Source organism: Enterobacter sp. JS8-1 (genome assembly GCF_049187015.1).
GTDB lineage: Bacteria > Pseudomonadota > Gammaproteobacteria > Enterobacterales > Enterobacteriaceae > Enterobacter > Enterobacter mori.
Genome location: NZ_CP185805.1, coordinates 2,196,759 through 2,213,847, shown reverse-complemented (window position 1 = coordinate 2,213,847; position 17,089 = coordinate 2,196,759). Strand labels below are relative to the sequence as shown.

The following is a 17,089-nucleotide window of genomic DNA, read 5'->3' as shown; positions in this document are numbered from 1 at the left end:
CGGAATGACCACCAGAGCCGTATGTACCCCCTCACCCCAGCCCTCTCCCTCAAGGGAGAGGGAGTCGCCTGTGCTGACATCATTTGTGGGGAGAGGAAATGGCCCGGCATGTGATTTATCCCCGCTCTTTTTTTAACCTGGCAAGACCAACAAATAACCTGGCAGATGCAGGCAAACGCTTTTCTCATGGGCCTGTCAGGATAAGGCTGTCACAACACAATAAACACAACAAGATGAGGTCTACGATGGGAAGCAATTCTTCTTTTTCTGCCCGTAGAACGGCGCTGGCCATGGCCGTTGCGCTGTGTTGCGCCTGGCAATCCCCTGTTTTCGCCCACGGCAGCGAGGCGCATATGGTCCCAATGGACAAAACGCTGCAGGACTTTGGCGCGGACGTTCAATGGGATGATTACGCACAGATGTTCACCATTGCGAAAGACGGTGCCTTTGTGAAGGTCAAACCGGGCGCAAAAACCGCCATCGTCAACGGTAAAAACCTCAAGCTTGAGGTACCGGTAGTGATGAAAGGCAAAAAAGCCTTTATCTCTGAGATCTTCATCAACGATGTTTTCCAGTCGGGCCTCGATCAGACCTTCCAGGTTGAAAAACGCCCTCACCCGTTAAACGCGTTAACGGCGGACGAAATTAAGCAAGCCGTTGAGATTGTGAAAACCTCGGCGGATTTTAAACCCAATACCCGCTTTACCCAGATCGCCCTTGCAGAGCCGGAGAAAGCCAAAGTGTGGGACTTTGTGCTCAACGGTACGGCAGTCGATGCCCCTCGCCTGGCGAAGATCGTCATGCTCGATGGCAAGCACGTTATCGAAAGCGTGGTGGGCCTGAAGGATAAAAAAATTCTGCGCTGGGAACCGGTAAAAGACGCGCACGGCATGGTTCTGCTGGATGACTTCGCCACGGTACAGCAGATCATCAACGAGAGCACCGAGTTTGCCGAAGTGCTGAAAAAGCGCGGTATCACCGATACGAAGAAAGTGATTACCACCCCGCTGACCGTCGGCTATTTCGACGGCAAGGACGGCCTGAAGCAGGAAGATCGCCTGCTGAAGGTGGTGAGCTATCTGGACGTGGGCGACGGCAACTACTGGGCGCACCCGATTGAGAACCTGGTCGCGGTTGTTGATCTTGAACAGAAGAAAATTCAGAAGATCGAAGAAGGCCCGGTCATCCCGGTTCCGCTCACCCCGCGCCCGTATGACGGCCGCGACCGGGTAGAAACGGTGAAAAAACCCCTGGAGATCGTCGAGCCGGAAGGCAAGAACTACACCATTACCGGCGATATGGTGCACTGGCAAAACTGGGATTTCCACCTGAGCCTGGACTCCCGCGTGGGCCCGATGATTTCAACCGTTACGTATAACGACAACGGCAAAAAGCGCCAGGTGATGTATCAGGGTTCGCTCGGCGGCATGATTGTCCCTTACGGCGATCCGGACGTGGGCTGGTACTTTAAAGCCTATCTCGACTCCGGCGACTACGGTATGGGCACCCTGACCTCACCGCTGGTGCGCGGTAAAGACGTGCCGTCTAACGCCGTGATGCTCAATGAAACCATCCCGGATTATACCGGCGCGCCGATGGAGATCCCGCGCGCGATTGCGATTTTCGAACGCTACGCGGGGCCGGAATATAAGCATCAGGAGATGGGCCAACCGAACGTCAGCACCGAACGTCGTGAACTGGTGGTGCGCTGGGTAAGTACCGTGGGCAACTACGATTACATCTTCGACTGGGTGTTCCATGAAAATGGCACCATCGGCATTGACGCCGGTGCAACGGGTATCGAGGCGGTAAAAGGCGTTCAGGCGAAAACCATGCATGATGCCACCGCCAAAGACGACACAAAATACGGCACGCTGATCGACCATAACATCGTCGGCACCACCCACCAGCACATCTACAACTTCCGCCTGGATATGGATGTGGACGGCATCAATAACAAACTGGTGGCGATGGACCCGGAAGTGAAGCCGAATACCGCCGGTGGCCCGCGCACCAGCACCATGCAGGTGAATCAGTACGATATTGACACCGAACAGCAGGCGGCGCAGAAGTTCGACCCCGGCACCATTCGGCTGCTGAGCAACACAAGTAAAGAGAATCGCATGGGCAACCCGGTTTCGTATCAGATTATCCCTTACGCGGGCGGTACGCACCCGGTGGCAAGCGGTGCGAAATTTGCCCCGGACGAGTGGATCTACCATCGCCTGAGCTTTATGGACAAACAGCTGTGGGTGACGCGCTACCATCCGGATGAACTTTACCCGGAAGGCAAATTCCCGAACCGCTCCATCCACGATACGGGGCTGGGGAAGTACAGCAAGGATAACGAGTCGCTCAATGACCAGGATGACGTGGTCTGGATGACCACCGGGACTACCCACGTCGCCCGCGCGGAAGAGTGGCCGATCATGCCGACGGAATGGGTGCATACCCTACTTAAACCGTGGAACTTCTTCGACGAGACGCCAACGCTCGGAAAGAAAAAAGACGAACAGAAATAAATAACGTACCGGGCGCAATGCCCGGTTTTTCATCTATTTACTTGCTGAATACATCTCCGCGATTATAGTTATTTCTACCTCCTTTTTTTCATTTCATTTTTTGAATCACTTTCTGCCAGGACGCGAACTTTCCACAAGCGACGTAATACATCATTGAGAGGTTTTAGGATGAAATTCAATTTGATCGTCAGGAGTCTAGCTCTGGCTGGACTTTTTATTTCCGTCAGTTCCGCGTATGCCGCAGAAGCGCCGAAGGATGCCACGGCCGCCACGCAACAAGCCAATAACGCCCTGTTTAATCAGCTTCCCTTCTCCGACAACACCGATTTCACGGACGCCCATAAAGGCTTTATTGCCCCTCTTCCTCAGGACGTTATCAAAGGGGAACAAGGCAATGTTATCTGGGATCCACAGCAATATTCGTTTATTAAAGAAGGCGATAAAGCACCGGACTCCGTTAATCCCAGCTTATGGCGTCAATCTCATCTGATTAATATTAGCGGCCTGTTTGAAGTGACCGATGGCGTATATCAGATACGAAATCTTGACCTGTCGAATATGACCATCATTGAAGGGAAAGAAGGTATTACCGTGGTTGACCCGCTGGTGTCGGCAGAAACGGCGAAGGTCGGAATGGATCTCTATTTTAAAAATCGCGGCAAAAAACCGGTCGTCGCCATTATTTATACCCACAGCCACGTTGACCACTATGGCGGCGTGCGCGGCGTGGTGGATGAAGCCGACGTGAAGTCCGGCAAGGTGAAAATCTACGCGCCTGCCGGGTTTATGGAAGCGGCCGTTGCCGAGAACATCATGGCGGGTAACGTAATGAGCCGCCGCGCCAGCTATATGTATGGCAACCTGCTGAAGCCAGATGCCAAAGGTCAAGTGGGCGCGGGCCTGGGCACGACCACCTCCGCCGGAACGGTGACGCTGATTGCCCCGACCAACATCATCGAAAAAGATGGGCAGAAAGAGGTCATCGACGGCCTGACATACGATTTTATGCTCGCGCCGGGCTCCGAAGCGCCATCCGAAATGCTCTGGTATATCGAAGAGAAGAAACTGATTGAATCCGCTGAGGACGTGACCCATACCCTGCACAACACCTACTCGCTGCGCGGGGCCAAAATCCGCGAGCCGCTGCCGTGGTCGAAATACATCAACCAGGCGATTGTACGCTGGGGTGACAAAGCCGAAATCATCATGGCACAACACCACTGGCCGACCTGGGGTAATGAAAACGTGGTTAAGCTGCTGAAAAGCCAGCGTGACCTCTATCGTTACATCAACGACCAGACGCTGCGTATGGCGAATGAAGGGCTGACGCGCGACGAGATCGCCGCTAACTTCAAGCTCCCGGATTCACTGGCGCATACCTGGGCTAACCGCGGCTATTACGGTTCGGTGAGCCATGACGTAAAAGCCACCTATGTGCTGTATCTGGGCTGGTTTGACGGCAACCCCGCGACGCTGGATGAACTGCCGCCAGAAGAAGGCGCGAAGAAATTCGTGGAGTATATGGGCGGCGCGGATGCCATCCTGAGCAAGGCGAAAACCGACTTCGACCAGGGTAACTACCGCTGGGTGGCGCAGGTAGTGAGCAAAGTGGTCTTTGCCGATCCGAACAACCAGGCGGCGCGCAACCTGGAAGCGGATGCGCTGGAACAGCTTGGCTATCAGGCTGAATCCGGCCCGTGGCGTAACTTCTACCTGACCGGCGCGCAGGAATTGCGTAACGGCGTGGTGAAAGGTCCAACGCCGAATACCGCCAGCCCGGATACGGTGCGGGCGATGACGCCGGAGATGTTCTTTGACTACCTTGCCGTTCACATCAACGGACAAAAAGCAGGTGACGCCAAATCAGTGTTTAACATCGATCTTGGCAGCGATGGCGGGAAATACAAACTCGAGCTGGAAAACGGCGTGCTGAACCACACGGCAAACGCGGAGGCTAAAGACGCTGATGCCACCATCACCCTTAACCGCGACACGCTGAACAAAATTATCCTCAAAGAGGTGACGCTCAAACAGGCCGAACAGAGCGGCGACGTGAAACTCACCGGTGACGGCGCTAAACTGGATTCAATGCTTGGATATATGGATAAATTTGATTTCTGGTTTAACATTGTGACACCGTAACGGTCACGCAAAAGGGCGGCTCGTCCGCCCTTTCCTGCTTCACGTGTTCGCCAGAAAGGGTAAAAAGCGTTAATGGAAAAAAGAAAAAAACCGACACTTGAACGGGCAACCTGGCCAACGCGCCATGCCATGGTTATGCATGGGCTGGCGATGAACCTGCCATGGCTGGCCTTCGTCAATATCAGCTTCGCGGTGATGATTCTGCTGCGACACGTTCTGCTTAAGGCCGGCGATCCCCTTTACCCCCACTCACCGCAACTGACGAAAATAGTCGATGCCTCCATGCTGGGCATAACCCTCCTCTCAGCTGCGCTGATCCTCATGGCCTGGCGGCGCATCGCCGGTATCAGTGTGGTGTTGTTTATTTGTAGTGCCATCTGGTCGGTCTCCTGTTTCTGGTTTATCACCCATCTGCTGCTCCCGCACGTCTGGCCGCTGTGCGTCATTTTATTACTCTCCGGCTTAACGGCGCTCTATTTTTACCCTAAAGGGTTGCTCGCCTTTGTGCTGCCGCTCTGGATCACTCTGCCGATAGCAAGCTGGGTACGAAACGATGGCCTCAACCTTCACTTCATTATTATCTGGACCGTCTTTACGCTGATCCTGATCTGCGGGCGTTTCATCCTGTTGAGCTGGTTTGACGAGGCCTGGCGACGTAACCAGCAAAACCAGCTGCTGATCTCCAGACTGGATGCGCTGGCGCATCAGGATCCATTAACCAAAACTGCTAATCGCCGGAAAATGGAAGTGGTGCTGGAAAACGCGGTAGAGCAGAAAAAAACCTTTTCGGTGATTATGCTGGATATCGATTACTTCAAGCTCTACAACGATACTTATGGCCATCAGGCGGGTGATGAATGCCTCACACGCGTGGCTGAGATGCTTAAGAAATCGGTGCGAACCCCTGACGATGTGGTGTCACGCTATGGTGGCGAGGAGTTTGTGGTGATCCTGTTTAACTGCCCGGCAAACATCGCGGAAAAGGTTGCCCTGCGTATTCAGGACGGCCTGTGTACGGAAGCCATACCGCACGGCGCCTCTACGGTCAGCGACCATGTAACCGTAAGCATGGGGATTGCGAGCATGGCGGAGGGGCTGGCCGGCACCGAGATCATCGCTCGTGCCGATGCCGCGCTGTACCGGGCAAAAGAGGCCGGGCGGGATCGGTGGTCGCTTTAAATAGAAGCCGGGTGGCGCTGCGCTTACCCGGCCTACGGGATCTCAGGAATATGTTGGTTTTGTAGGCCGGGTAAGGCGTAGCCGCCACCCGGCTTGTTTTTTAATAGCGCACGCACACCGACTTGGTTTCACACCAGCCGTCCAGCCAGTCCGGGCCGAAGTCACGTCCGGTACCGGACTGCTTCATGCCGCCGAATGGCAGGTTGGCGTCGATCAGCGTATGGCTGTTCACCCACACGGTGCCCGCCTGCAGCCTGTCAGTATATTCCAGTGCTTTGCTGATGTTCTGCGTCCAGACGCTGGCCGTCAGGCCATATTCGGTGTCGTTTGCCAGCTGGAGCGCCTCTTCTGCATCGGATACGCGTACCAGGTTGACCACCGGGCCAAACACCTCTTCGCGGGTTAGCCGCAGCGCGGCATCCGGGTTCACCACCAGCGTCGGCGATACGTAATACCCTTTGTCATCCGGGCCGCGGTTGCCGGTAATAAGCTCTGCGTTGCGTGCTGTCGCCTCATCCAGGAAGGTCTGCACCTTGTCGCAGTGCGCACGCGACACCAACGGGTTAATAAATGCCTCAGGCGACATGCCCGGGCCGACGCTCAGGGATTTCACCGCTTGCTCAAAGCCGCTCACCAGCGTGTCGAACAGCGGCGCTTCAATGTAGATACGCGAGCTTGCCGCGCAGACCTGCCCCTGATTCAGGAAGCTGCCGGTCATCAGGCCTTCGATCACCCACGCCGGGTCCGCATCTTTCAACACGATTGCCGGGTTTTTGCCGCCCAGCTCCAGGGTAACGCCCGTCAACGTATCCGCCGCCGCGCGCGCAATCTGTTTTCCCGTCGCGGTCGAGCCGGTGAAACTCACTTTCGCAATATGCGGATGCGAGGTTAACGCGGCGCCACATACCGCGCCGCTCCCGGTCACCACGTTGAACACGCCATCCGGAATACCCGCCTCACTCGCTAACTCCGCAACGCGCAGCAAGGTGAGCGGCGTGGTCTCTGAAGGTTTAATCACGATGGAACAGCCCGCCGCCAGCGCAGGCATCACTTTCCACATGCCAATCATCAGCGGGAAGTTCCAGGGCACAATCCCGGCCACGACGCCAACCGGCTCTTTGCGCGTCCACGCCTGATAGCGAGCGCCCTGAGGCAATGGAATGGAGAGATCGAGGGTTTTCCCTGCAATCTTGGTGGTCAGCCCGGCGGTGTATCGCATCCAGTTCAGGGTACAGCCCACCTCGAAGGCGCGGGAAATGTTGATCGACTTCCCCTGCTCCAGCGTTTCCAGCTGCGCCAGCTCCTCGCTGTGCTGTTCGACCAGATCGGCAAAACGCAGCAAGATGCGTTCACGCTCTGCCGGAAGTTTTCCAGCCCAGCTGCGGGCGACAAAGGCCCGCCAGCCGGACATCACCGCACGATCTACATCATCAACGCTAGCATCGGCGGTTGAGGCAATCACCTCTCCCGTCGCCGGGTTGTAGACGTTCAGGCGCTTTTCGCTATCGGACGCAACCTGACGCCCTTCAATCCACAAGCCGTGGTGGCGATCCATAAAACGCTGGACCTCGGACAGGACGGCTACCTGTGATTCAGACATAGGGTACTCCTTCGTTATTCTTCGTAGGGTGTTAATGCAGTCTACGAGGCGTTTCGCATTCCCGCTTTTGTCTGTGTGACATTCGCTTTGCCACCTGTGACAGGCTCCGCAAAACTTGATAATTACCGCTTATAACGCTGTTACCAGTGAGTGTTCTTTCCTATAGTCAGCCTCATGGCTCTGACAAATTGCAACACAAATGCAACAATGCAAAAACATTGACGGTGCGGCGAGATAAACGATGGCATGTGCGAGCGAACAGGAAAAGTATCAGCAGTGGCTGGCGCAAATTAACCAGGTTTGCGGACGGTTTGACGCTCGCCCGTTAGAGGGCACATTCATTGGCGAACTGGAAACCAGCTACGCAAGAAGCCTGAAGCTCAGCACCGTGACCGCAGGCAACGTCAACCTGTTCCGTACCCGCCGGGAAATAAAAAACAGTAACGATGCCTGGTTCTACGCCGTGTTTCAGCTTGAAGGCGGTGCAGAGATTGAACAGGATGAACGACGTTCCATTCTCAATACCGGCGACATAACGCTCATCGACGCGTCGCGCCCCTGCTCCATCTCCTGGCAAGATAAATCCCGCCAGATTTCACTCCTCGTGCCGCGTCAAATCATTGAGCAGCAGTGTCGTTTTCAGGAGGTGAGCTGCGCGCTGACGCTTTCGCGTAGCCTGCCGACCGTACAGCTGAGCCATCGCCTGTTGCAGGAGAGTATGGGAAATGCGGAGCTGAGCGATAGAGAGAGCGAAGCGGCGCTGGAAGCGATGGTCTGCCTGCTCCGCCCGGCCTTTCAGCAACGTGACGTCGTCCAGCCGCGAAAGGAACGCCAGTTCCAGCACGTCCTCTCGCTGATTGACGATCATATTCAGTCTGATGCCCTGCGACCGGAGTGGATTGCTACAGAGAGCGGGATGTCGGTACGTAGCCTGTACCGCATGTTTGCCGATAAAGGGCTGGTCGTGGCGCAGTACATCAAAAACCGCCGCCTGGACCTTTGCGCGCAGGTGTTGCGCTCCGCCAGCGACGATGAAAAGCTGGCGGGGATCGGCTACAGCTGGGGCTTTGCCGATCACAGCCATTTTTCGACGGCGTTTAAGCAGCGTTTTGGCGTGTCTCCGGGAGAGTATCGCAAGCGCTTCCGCTGATCACTTCTTCAGCCATTTACCGTTTATACCCTTCACATATTCCCCTGGCTGCGCGCGGGCAACCAGCTTTTGCCCCGCCATTTTTGCCACTTCATCTACAGGTAAGTTATTGCTGTCGGCCAGCTTCTGATAGCTTTCCGTGCGCGCCGCGTTAATGCGGCTAACCAGCGCCAGCGTTTCGGCATCGTGTGCGATCGGCGCGATATAGCCGCTCAGGGTCTCCCCCACACGCCCCTGCTCACGGGCGTCATTCAGGGTAAGCGTTGCCGCCTGCACGTGCATTCCCAGCGCCAGTAAAATGAGAGCTAACGTTCGTTTCATGGCGTCCTCAGAACAGATCGCTGCGCGATTTCAGCAGGGTTTCAACATCTTTATCGACCTTAATATGGATCTCGTGTTCGATTTTGACGTTCATGTTGATGGTAATCGGCTCCTTTGGCGCAGCGACTTCAATGCGCGGCGTACAGCCTGTCATCAGCGCGGCAACGGTGAGCACACCAGCCATCTTTTTCATTGTTGTTCCTCACTTTCCTTGCCCGTCGAACTGCGGAGACCCGGTATCGCCGCATGTTGCTCAAACCATGTTTGCAGGTTGTCCCCAAAGCGCAGGCTGCGCCAGAGGGTAAATACGTTCTCTTCGTGGGTGTAATTCAGGTTAACGGAGCTGCTTTTGCCATCAACGCGGCTGGTGCCTTTAATGGTCGCCTGCAGCGTTAATACACCCAGATTATCTACATTGAGTTTTGTCCACGATTGGGAAATTTCCATATAGCGTAACCAGTTAATCGCCGCCCCTGCGACCATATTGTCTTTCACAATGGCATCAGCCGTGTCTTTGTCGAGACGCAGCGTCATCGGCCCCGGATTGGTCAGCCAGCCATCTTTGATGATCCATTTTTCATTGTCCAGCCAGAACGGTAGCGCGCCGCTGACCGGTCCGGACATCGCAAACTGTTTCGGATTGACAGCGCTTACCAGCTCGCTGGACGAGATATTGTCCACGCGCAGCAGTGCCGGATCGTGCTGCGGCATCCTCAACTGCTGCATGGTGATTTTCCCACCCAACACCTCAACCTTGACGTTGGTGAGCAACAGCGGGTTCTCCTCGCTCCAGGGGTAGTCCCCCTGCAAATCCGCCGTGATATTCCTCGCCGTGACCAGGTTTTGCACCTCGCCAATACGCAATGTGACCGGCCCTCGCGTACCCAGCGACCATGTGCCTTCGCTGAAACGGAACGGCAGGACAAAGTCGATACCGTTAATCTGGTTATCCGGCATCCAGACGCTGCCGGATTTCAGCACCCCGTGTCCGCCCGCCTCAAAGCCCTGACCGGCCGCAGCCGAGAAAGCAACCTGGGCATACAGTTCGCCATCGTGCAGCGTCATTTTCCAGTCTGGTGGGATCAGCGGCTGGAACACGGTGAGCGACTGTTTCGGCCACCAGGCCTGACCACGAAGGCGTTCGCCGTCCCAGCGTCCATTGACCTGTACCGGACCAATTTTGTCGGCGTGGAGGTCGCCCTTAAACTGAAAGAGTGTCGGATCGGTGCCATCAACGCGGAAGCTCAGTACCGAAGGCGGCAGTACGCTTCCGCCGGAGAACGTCGTTTGTCCGGCATTCAGCGCCAGAGCGCCGCTAAAGGAGGGTTTGGCCGGATCGCGGTTCCAGCGAACGGGGGTATCCAGTACCAGGCGCGGCTCGCCTACCGTCATGGTGCCGTACTGGAGTTTGTCAAATCCGGTCGAGAGTTCGGTTAATTCAATAAGCGCGTCGCGCCACTCGCCTTTACCGGCAACATCCCAGCGCGCGCGCATGGGCGTAAAGCTCCCTTTTCCCCAGTAGCGCCACTGCCACAGGCCATTATCAGGTAAAAAGTCGTTAGCCTGACCGTCCAGGTGCAGTTCAAAATCGCCCATTTCATTTTCATGCGCGCGCAGAATGGCCTGAAGTCGGCCATCTACGCCTTTTTGCGTGAGCTTCACGCCCGCCAGCGGCCAGCGGATTTCATCAATATCCAGCGAATCGATAATGCGACCGCGCGAACGCAGCAGCGCGCCAGGTTCAAAGGAAAGCTGCGGATCGTTGAGGCTTCCGGTCAGTTTGGCCGGGAGTTTGGCGTAGAGAATGAGATCGTTTTGTTTCGCCTCGCCGCTCAAATACAGCGGCATATCGCTGTTTTCCATGCTAAGCGAACCCGGGCCGATATTCAGCACCGCATTACCTTTGCCCGCATCGCCCTGCGTGAGCACATTCAGTCGCCCGGAAACGGTGGCTTTTTCCAGCCCCTGCTGCCAGTTATCAATACGCAGGCCAACCCGCCCGCTCAGCGGCAGGCCGGGCAGCGCCCAGTTCCAGCGTCCGTCGCTGATATTCAGCTGTTCGGCTGTAATCTGCCACGGCAGGTCGAGCAGCGGATCGGGATTGTCCCGCGCCATCACCACCAGTTGCCCCTGATTGTCTTCCCAGTCCAGATCGGCATCGACCAGAGAGGTCAACTGTGGCACGTTAAAGGTGGCAACGGCGTGCCCTTTCACCGGCACACCGTCCGGCACCAGCGGCAGGGTAAATTTCCCGACCAGTTTGACAGGCTGCGGCTGGTCTGGAAGGCGAATATCGAACTGACTGACAGAGAGAGTTTGTCCCCGTAGCTGGCCTTTAATGCTGACCTGCTCGCCTTTATAGGTAATTTCCTGACTGGCGGGAGTGAGTGACGCATGAAGTTCGCCCTCCCACTGCTGCCAGGGGGCAAGAGAAAGACGATGCACCGTCAGCCAGGTATTCGGTAACACCGCCTGCCACTGGGCCAACGTTTTGGGTGCCACCGTCGACGGCGCAGATTGAGGGAGTTTGCTGAGGCAGACGGAGTTAAGCTCAAGGGTGCCTACATCAAGCTTCCAGCGGCTTGGGTGTGACAACGTCACGTTATCGATACGCGCAATTTCACACTCATCCACCAGATAACGAAGATCGGGGATCACCAGCGCGTTACGGGTGAGTTTTGGGCTTTCCTCGAAAGCGATACGCGTTCCGACGGGGAGCCAGATCCCGGCGAGCGTTGGCACCCACTGGGCGAGCGTCATCAGCAGCGTCAGCGGCACCAAAATCAACAGCAGTAAAAGCGCAATCGCGGCTTTGTATTTACCCTTCATGGGCAGTTAATATCCTGATTTAGCGAAAGAATTAAGCCGACATTGCCGATCATTGTCGCATGTTTAGCCAGTCAGTTGAAGTGAATGCCTTTTTTAAGGATAGATGCTCTAGAATAATTGATAGAACTTATTGAATTCAATAATATTTTAGAAATTGTAAGATTATTTTAATCATGCTAACGTGAATGCAAAATCACTGGAGAAAGTCTTATGAAACTCGCGGTATATAGCACAAAGCAGTACGACAAAAAGTATCTGCAACATGTTAACGAGGCTTACGGGTTTGAGCTTGAATTTTTCGACTTTCTGCTGTCCGAAAAAACCGCCAAAACGGCGCACGGCTGTGAAGGCGTCTGCATTTTTGTGAACGATGATGGCAGTCGTCCGGTGCTGGAAGAGCTGAAAAAACATGGGGTGAAGTATATCGCCCTGCGCTGTGCAGGCTTCAATAACGTGGACCTCGACGCGGCGAAGGAGCTGGGTCTGAGGGTAGTACGCGTTCCGGCATACTCCCCGGAAGCGGTCGCGGAACATGCCATCGGCATGATGATGTCCCTGAACCGACGTATTCACCGCGCTTATCAGCGCACCCGTGATGCCAACTTCTCGCTGGAAGGCCTGACGGGCTTTACCATGTACGGTAAAACCGCTGGCGTTATCGGCACCGGCAAAATTGGCGTCGCTGCCCTGAGGATCCTGAAAGGCTTTGGTATGCGCCTGCTGGCGTTTGATCCGTACCCAAGCGCAGCCGCGCTGGATCTGGGCGTGGAGTATGTTGACCTGCCGACGCTGTTCTCCCAGTCTGACGTGATCTCCCTGCACTGCCCGCTGACGCCGGAAAACTACCACCTGCTTAACCAGGCGGCGTTTGACCAGATGAAAGATGGCGTGATGATCATCAACACCAGCCGCGGCGGACTGGTTGACTCTCAGGCTGCTATCGAAGCGCTGAAGACCCAGAAAATTGGCGCGCTGGGCATGGACGTGTATGAGAACGAACGCGACCTGTTCTTTGAAGACAAGTCCAACGACGTGATTCAGGACGACGTGTTCCGCCGCCTGTCTGCCTGTCATAACGTGCTGTTCACCGGACACCAGGCGTTTCTGACTGCCGAAGCGTTGATCAGTATTTCAGAAACCACGCTGGGGAATCTGAAGCAGCTGGAAAAAGGTGAAGCCTGCCCTAACGAGCTGGTTTAAACCTTTCGCCGGGTGGCGGCTATGCCCCACCCGGCGTACTGTCTGTTTCCCAGGTCCGGTGCGCAAAGCACCACCAGAGCAGGACGGCAATAAGGGCAATCGCGCTCAGTACACAGAATGCCGTCGCAAACGAGTAATGACCGGCGATCGTCCCGGTTAACGCCGGGCTCATGGATGCCCCAACCCCCTGCATCAGCATCACCACACTCTGCCCGGCATTGACATGCCCGCTCCCGCGCAAAAGCACCACAATAAACGACGGTACCACGACGCCCAGGATCCCGGCAGCCAGACCGTCGAGGATTTGTACCGGGATCATCATCAGAGGCGCGTCCGTAGACGCCGCCAGCGCAGCGCGCACCGGCATGACCAGCAGCGCCAGCATAATTAAGCGCCAGTAGCCGTAGCGTTCAACCCGGCCTGCGACCCAAAGTGCGACGGGGATCATCACGGCCTGAGAGATGATGACGGTACCTGCGGCATACAAACCGGGGTTGATCGAGGCGGGTGCCGCAGCAACCCTCATGCTCAGCATCGGCAGAAGCGCAGCGTTCGCAAGGTGGAACAGCAGTAGCGTTAGTCCGGTCACAAATAGCGCGCGGTTTTTAATCAGCACTGCAAAGCCGGGCACTGGCAGGTTCGCTGAAGAGGAGAGTCCACGCGCCGCGTCGTTGTCGATGTCTTCGTTGCGGATGGCAAGCATCGCGCAGAGCGTGAGCAGCGTCGTACAGGTCATCAGCAGGAAAATCCCCCCGACGCCCCAGTACCAGGCAATTCCGCCTGCTATCAGTGCGGTCATGAAATTGCCCGCGTGATTAAACGCCTCATTTTTCCCCATCTGCGCGCTGAACCCGCCCTGACCGGTCAGGCCCAGCGTAATCCCGGCAATCAGCGGCCCCACAAACGCCGCGCAGATGCCGGTGATCATTTGCGAAGCGGCGACAACGCCAGTTTGCTGGCTAAACCAGAGCAGCAAGGTGCTCAGGGTGATGAGGATGCAGACCAGTGCCAGCACGGAGCGTTTGTTCCGGGAGGTATCGGTGATAAACCCAGCCGGAAGCGTGGCCAGTAATCCCGCCAGCCCACCGGCCGTCATCATGATGCCGATACCATCGGGGGTCCAGTGGCGTTCAGTCAGAAAGATGCCGAGAAAAGGACCGAGGCCATCTCGGACATCGGCAATAAAAAAACTTGTCAGGCATAACGCCCGCAGCGAACGAAGAGACATACTTCCTGCCTTGTCTGTTATCGCCTGTAAAAAAGGAGATGTAGTATACCGGGCTTTTTTGAAAAGCAGATGATGTCAAAACGGCCAAAGTCCACTTTCTTACTGTTATTCCATCGCTTCCCACAAACCTGACCCAGAGTCAGGGCTGGAAAAACGCGTTTAAACATTCAGTACGTCTGCGTTTAAATTGAGATCGGCAATGGCGGCCGGTTTCCCAAGCAAGTAGCCCTGAACTTCGTCACATTTATTCTTTTTAAGAAAAGACAGCTGTTCGACGGTCTCCACCCCTTCTGCCGTTACCGCCATCGAATAGGCTTTACCCAGATCGATAATTTTCTCTACGACTGATTGGTTCTGTGGCGAGTCGCCCAGGGTAAAAATAAAGCTCTTGTCGAGCTTGAGCCCATCAAACTGAAACTTCCGGAGATAGCTCAGGGAGGCATAGCCGGTACCGAAGTCGTCAATCAGAATGCGAACGCCCATTTTTTTGAGAGACTTCATGGTCTGCAAGGTTTTGTCAGGATCGGAAAGCGTGACATTTTCAGTCACTTCTATTTCCAGCCGGTCAGGTTCAAGCCCGGTTTCGTGAAGTATCTCCTTTATCCTCTCGGCGAGATCGCTTGCCTGAAATTCGATAGCAGAAATATTGACGGATACCGATAACCCCGGCAATTTATCTTTTGTCTCCGAACACGCTTTGCGTATGACCCAGTTGCTGAGGTTGATAATCAAACCTGTTTCTTCAGCCAGCGGGATGAACCGATCGGGCATCATCATCCCCCGCAGCGGGTGCTGCCAACGTACCAGCGCTTCGACGGCATCTATTTTAGAATTTTGGAGGTTATAACGCGGCTGGTAAACCAGGAAGAGTTGTTCTTCGCGAATCGCGGTCTTCAGTTCTACTTCCAGCTTTCTCCGTTCGGTCAATTTTGCCGACATATCCGGGCGATAATAGTCCCATCTGTTTCTGCCGGATTGTTTAGCCTGGTAAAGCGCAATATCCGCATAGCGTAATAGATCGTTTGCGCTGCTGCTATCCTGGGGAGCCAGTGCAATACCCATGCTTACGCCTATTGCCACATCATTGCCTTCAATGGAGAAAGGACGGTTAAGTTCCTGTACGATACGGTGACACACCTCCTCAATCTGGTCTTTTTGGCGGGTATTGCCGAGCAGCAGCATAAACTCATCCCCACCCTGCCGTGCGACAAAATCCTCCCGACGAACGCAATTTTTAAGACGTAAAGCGACCTCACCGAGCAGGGCATCCCCCGTGGAGTGTCCAAAAATATCATTGACGGGTTTAAACTTGTCTAAATCAAGGCAAATCATGGCAAAGGGATAATGGTTAAGGTCTTCTTTCGCCAGCTGGCCTGCCAGAAACTCCTTAATATGATACCGGTTCGGCAGACCGGTTAATTCATCATGGCGTGACAGGAACTCCACACGCTTTGTTGCTTCAACCTCCTGAGAGACATCGGTTGCCGCGCCACGCAAAACCACTGTGCCATCAGGCTGAGCAGAAAACTTGGCCAGAAGCGTGCAATATGACGTGCTTTGTAGCGCGTGAATATAAGGACAGTTTTTAAATTCAAAGCGTTCAGTTAAGTCCCGCAGCCTGGCACAGTTCTGTGATAATCCACTTGTCGACGGAAAGAGTTCATCCAACCGGCGGCCTATCCATTTGCTATTTTCATATCCCGTTATGGTAGAAAAACGACCTGATAGCCATGTTATCTTTAACGATAAATCTGTTTCCCAGAACCAGTCGCTGGTTGTTTCACTGACGTCCCGGAATCGTTTTTCACTCGTAATCAGATTCAACCGCGCCTGTTCCAGCAGAAAGGTATTTTCGTCAAGCATTCTCGCCTTCAGCATAATATGACGCATGAGAATAACCGTCATCGATACCGTCAGAATGACTAAAAGGATGAGCAAGGGTAAAAAATAAACAATCAACGCCTGGCCTGGATTTTCACCATCCCAGATGATTTGCACATCCCCATTCTGGGTGCTTAAGGTAAATTCTGTCTGATTATTTATTTGAGACGTGGCTGTAGCGGGTGAAGTACGAACATTTTCGATCCCAGTATCCTGCCCAATCGTGAGGAGTTTTTTAGCCGTTAACTTATCTATGAACACCATTGTCGAAGATTTCCCCGGTAAGGATTGCACGCTGGTATCATCGCCCGTCGTAATCCATTCTGCAGAAACAATGGCCGGGACGGAATCAATAAGCGTAAGCATAGAAACCGGCAATCCTTTTTTTATACTCATCTCACGGAGTAGACGGTCTTTGGTTGATTTATCTAACCAGCGCTCCAGATCCTGCTGCTTCAGTTTCCCGTCAACCACGCTGTATCGCGTGCTTCCTTCCGGGGAGAGAACAAACACGCCTTCGTAGCCAAAGTTGTCATACAGGGACTTACCCAGGTTTTGCTTATCCCATGCCCAGTGAACGTCAGTGTTAAGATGAAGATGTTTATAGGCATCTCCCCACTCAGCATTGTCTTTCAAATGACTTCGCATGCTTTCCTGGCGGGTATCCAGGGCTTTCCTTAACAAAAATTCATCGTGCTTGTCGCTGATTTCATTAACATTATCTTTTATTACCAGGAGGGAAATTATTGCTGCAATAAAAATACTTATCAACAACGTTACGATATAAGTAAAGGTTTTATTTATCAGGCCTTTAGAAGGCTCAGCATCCGTAAAGCCCGGATTGTTCAGAGGTAGAGTCATCGTTTGCCTTCTTAACTGCTATTACGCCAATTTTTATGCCACTCACATTTATCGGCACAAAATAATAAAAATTTACAGCTGAAATTCTGAAACTAAAGAATATTTGAATTTTCCAATCCAGATCAAATTATTAATCATTAACTCTTTTACAGCCTACACTCGATTAATTAAATATA

The 17,089-nt window shown here is 54.2% G+C and carries 11 protein-coding genes; 5 read left to right on the top strand and 6 right to left on the bottom strand.

Annotation, left to right across the window (positions count from 1 at the left end; all coding sequences use genetic code 11):
• Positions 1–245 precede the first annotated feature (245 nt).
• The 3 genes from tynA to ACOQH0_RS10540 all read left to right on the top strand — a co-directional run bounded on the left by tynA (position 246) and on the right by ACOQH0_RS10540 (position 5,843).
• A complete protein-coding gene (gene tynA / locus ACOQH0_RS10550) occupies positions 246–2,522 on the top strand; it encodes a primary-amine oxidase (protein ID WP_421512202.1) in 2,277 nt (758 codons plus the stop codon).
• 168 nt (positions 2,523–2,690) lie between these two features.
• Positions 2,691–4,664: an alkyl/aryl-sulfatase gene (locus ACOQH0_RS10545; RefSeq protein ID WP_421512201.1), complete on the top strand. Its 1,974-nt coding sequence runs from the start codon at positions 2,691–2,693 to the stop codon at positions 4,662–4,664.
• 72 nt (positions 4,665–4,736) lie between these two features.
• Positions 4,737–5,843: a GGDEF domain-containing protein gene (locus ACOQH0_RS10540; protein ID WP_421512200.1), complete on the top strand. Its 1,107-nt coding sequence runs from the start codon at positions 4,737–4,739 to the stop codon at positions 5,841–5,843.
• Positions 5,844–5,943: 100 nt separating this feature from the next.
• On the opposite strand, the gene ACOQH0_RS10535 is transcribed toward ACOQH0_RS10540, so the two are convergent.
• Entirely contained in the window at positions 5,944–7,443 is a 1,500-nt protein-coding gene (locus ACOQH0_RS10535; protein ID WP_330751788.1) for an aldehyde dehydrogenase family protein, read from the bottom strand.
• Positions 7,444–7,684: 241 nt separating this feature from the next.
• Here ACOQH0_RS10535 and feaR point away from each other — a divergent pair, with 241 nt between their 5' ends.
• Positions 7,685–8,593, top strand: a complete 909-nt coding sequence (gene feaR, locus ACOQH0_RS10530) for a transcriptional regulator FeaR (protein ID WP_089598779.1) — start codon at positions 7,685–7,687, stop codon at positions 8,591–8,593.
• Here the strand turns inward: feaR and ACOQH0_RS10525 are convergent, their stop codons facing one another.
• Genes ACOQH0_RS10525 through ACOQH0_RS10515 form a run of 3 tightly spaced genes read right to left on the bottom strand, consistent with a single transcriptional unit; the run spans position 8,594 to position 11,743 of the window.
• Positions 8,594–8,914: a YdbL family protein gene (locus ACOQH0_RS10525; RefSeq protein WP_010430707.1), complete on the bottom strand. Its 321-nt coding sequence runs from the start codon at positions 8,912–8,914 to the stop codon at positions 8,594–8,596.
• 7 nt (positions 8,915–8,921) lie between these two features.
• Complete coding sequence (locus ACOQH0_RS10520; protein ID WP_109080893.1) at positions 8,922–9,107, bottom strand: YnbE family lipoprotein; 186 nt, start codon at positions 9,105–9,107, stop codon at positions 8,922–8,924.
• On the bottom strand, positions 9,104–11,743 hold the full coding sequence (locus tag ACOQH0_RS10515) for a YdbH family protein (protein WP_421512199.1): 2,640 nt from the start codon (positions 11,741–11,743) through the stop codon (positions 9,104–9,106). The genes ACOQH0_RS10520 and ACOQH0_RS10515 overlap by 4 nt, the downstream gene beginning before the upstream one ends.
• A gap of 210 nt (positions 11,744–11,953) precedes the next feature.
• On the opposite strand from ACOQH0_RS10515, the gene ACOQH0_RS10510 reads away from it, so the two are divergent.
• Positions 11,954–12,943 (top strand): 2-hydroxyacid dehydrogenase, encoded by a 990-nt coding sequence (locus tag ACOQH0_RS10510; protein ID WP_109080896.1) that lies wholly within the window; start codon positions 11,954–11,956, stop codon positions 12,941–12,943.
• 19 nt (positions 12,944–12,962) lie between these two features.
• Here the strand turns inward: ACOQH0_RS10510 and ACOQH0_RS10505 are convergent, their stop codons facing one another.
• Together ACOQH0_RS10505 and ACOQH0_RS10500 are read right to left on the bottom strand one after the other, a co-directional pair.
• A complete protein-coding gene (locus tag ACOQH0_RS10505; RefSeq protein ID WP_421512198.1) occupies positions 12,963–14,171 on the bottom strand; it encodes an MFS transporter in 1,209 nt (402 codons plus the stop codon).
• A gap of 159 nt (positions 14,172–14,330) precedes the next feature.
• Entirely contained in the window at positions 14,331–16,913 is a 2,583-nt protein-coding gene (locus ACOQH0_RS10500; protein WP_421512197.1) for a bifunctional diguanylate cyclase/phosphodiesterase, read from the bottom strand.
• Between the last annotated feature and the right edge of the window lie 176 nt (positions 16,914–17,089).

What these genes read in the sequence shown, in the direction of transcription:
- ACOQH0_RS10505 (WP_421512198.1), bottom strand. Translation starts at nt 14,171, where the DNA reads ATGTCTCTTCGTTCGCTGCGGGCGTTATGCCTGACAAGTTTTTTTATT.
- feaR (WP_089598779.1), top strand. Translation starts at nt 7,685, where the DNA reads ATGGCATGTGCGAGCGAACAGGAAAAGTATCAGCAGTGGCTGGCGCAA.
- ACOQH0_RS10520 (WP_109080893.1), bottom strand. Translation starts at nt 9,107, where the DNA reads ATGAAAAAGATGGCTGGTGTGCTCACCGTTGCCGCGCTGATGACAGGC.
- ACOQH0_RS10545 (WP_421512201.1), top strand. Translation starts at nt 2,691, where the DNA reads ATGAAATTCAATTTGATCGTCAGGAGTCTAGCTCTGGCTGGACTTTTT.
- ACOQH0_RS10540 (WP_421512200.1), top strand. Translation starts at nt 4,737, where the DNA reads ATGGAAAAAAGAAAAAAACCGACACTTGAACGGGCAACCTGGCCAACG.
- ACOQH0_RS10510 (WP_109080896.1), top strand. Translation starts at nt 11,954, where the DNA reads ATGAAACTCGCGGTATATAGCACAAAGCAGTACGACAAAAAGTATCTG.
- ACOQH0_RS10500 (WP_421512197.1), bottom strand. Translation starts at nt 16,913, where the DNA reads ATGACTCTACCTCTGAACAATCCGGGCTTTACGGATGCTGAGCCTTCT.
- ACOQH0_RS10535 (WP_330751788.1), bottom strand. Translation starts at nt 7,443, where the DNA reads ATGTCTGAATCACAGGTAGCCGTCCTGTCCGAGGTCCAGCGTTTTATG.
- ACOQH0_RS10515 (WP_421512199.1), bottom strand. Translation starts at nt 11,743, where the DNA reads ATGAAGGGTAAATACAAAGCCGCGATTGCGCTTTTACTGCTGTTGATT.
- tynA (WP_421512202.1), top strand. Translation starts at nt 246, where the DNA reads ATGGGAAGCAATTCTTCTTTTTCTGCCCGTAGAACGGCGCTGGCCATG.
- ACOQH0_RS10525 (WP_010430707.1), bottom strand. Translation starts at nt 8,914, where the DNA reads ATGAAACGAACGTTAGCTCTCATTTTACTGGCGCTGGGAATGCACGTG.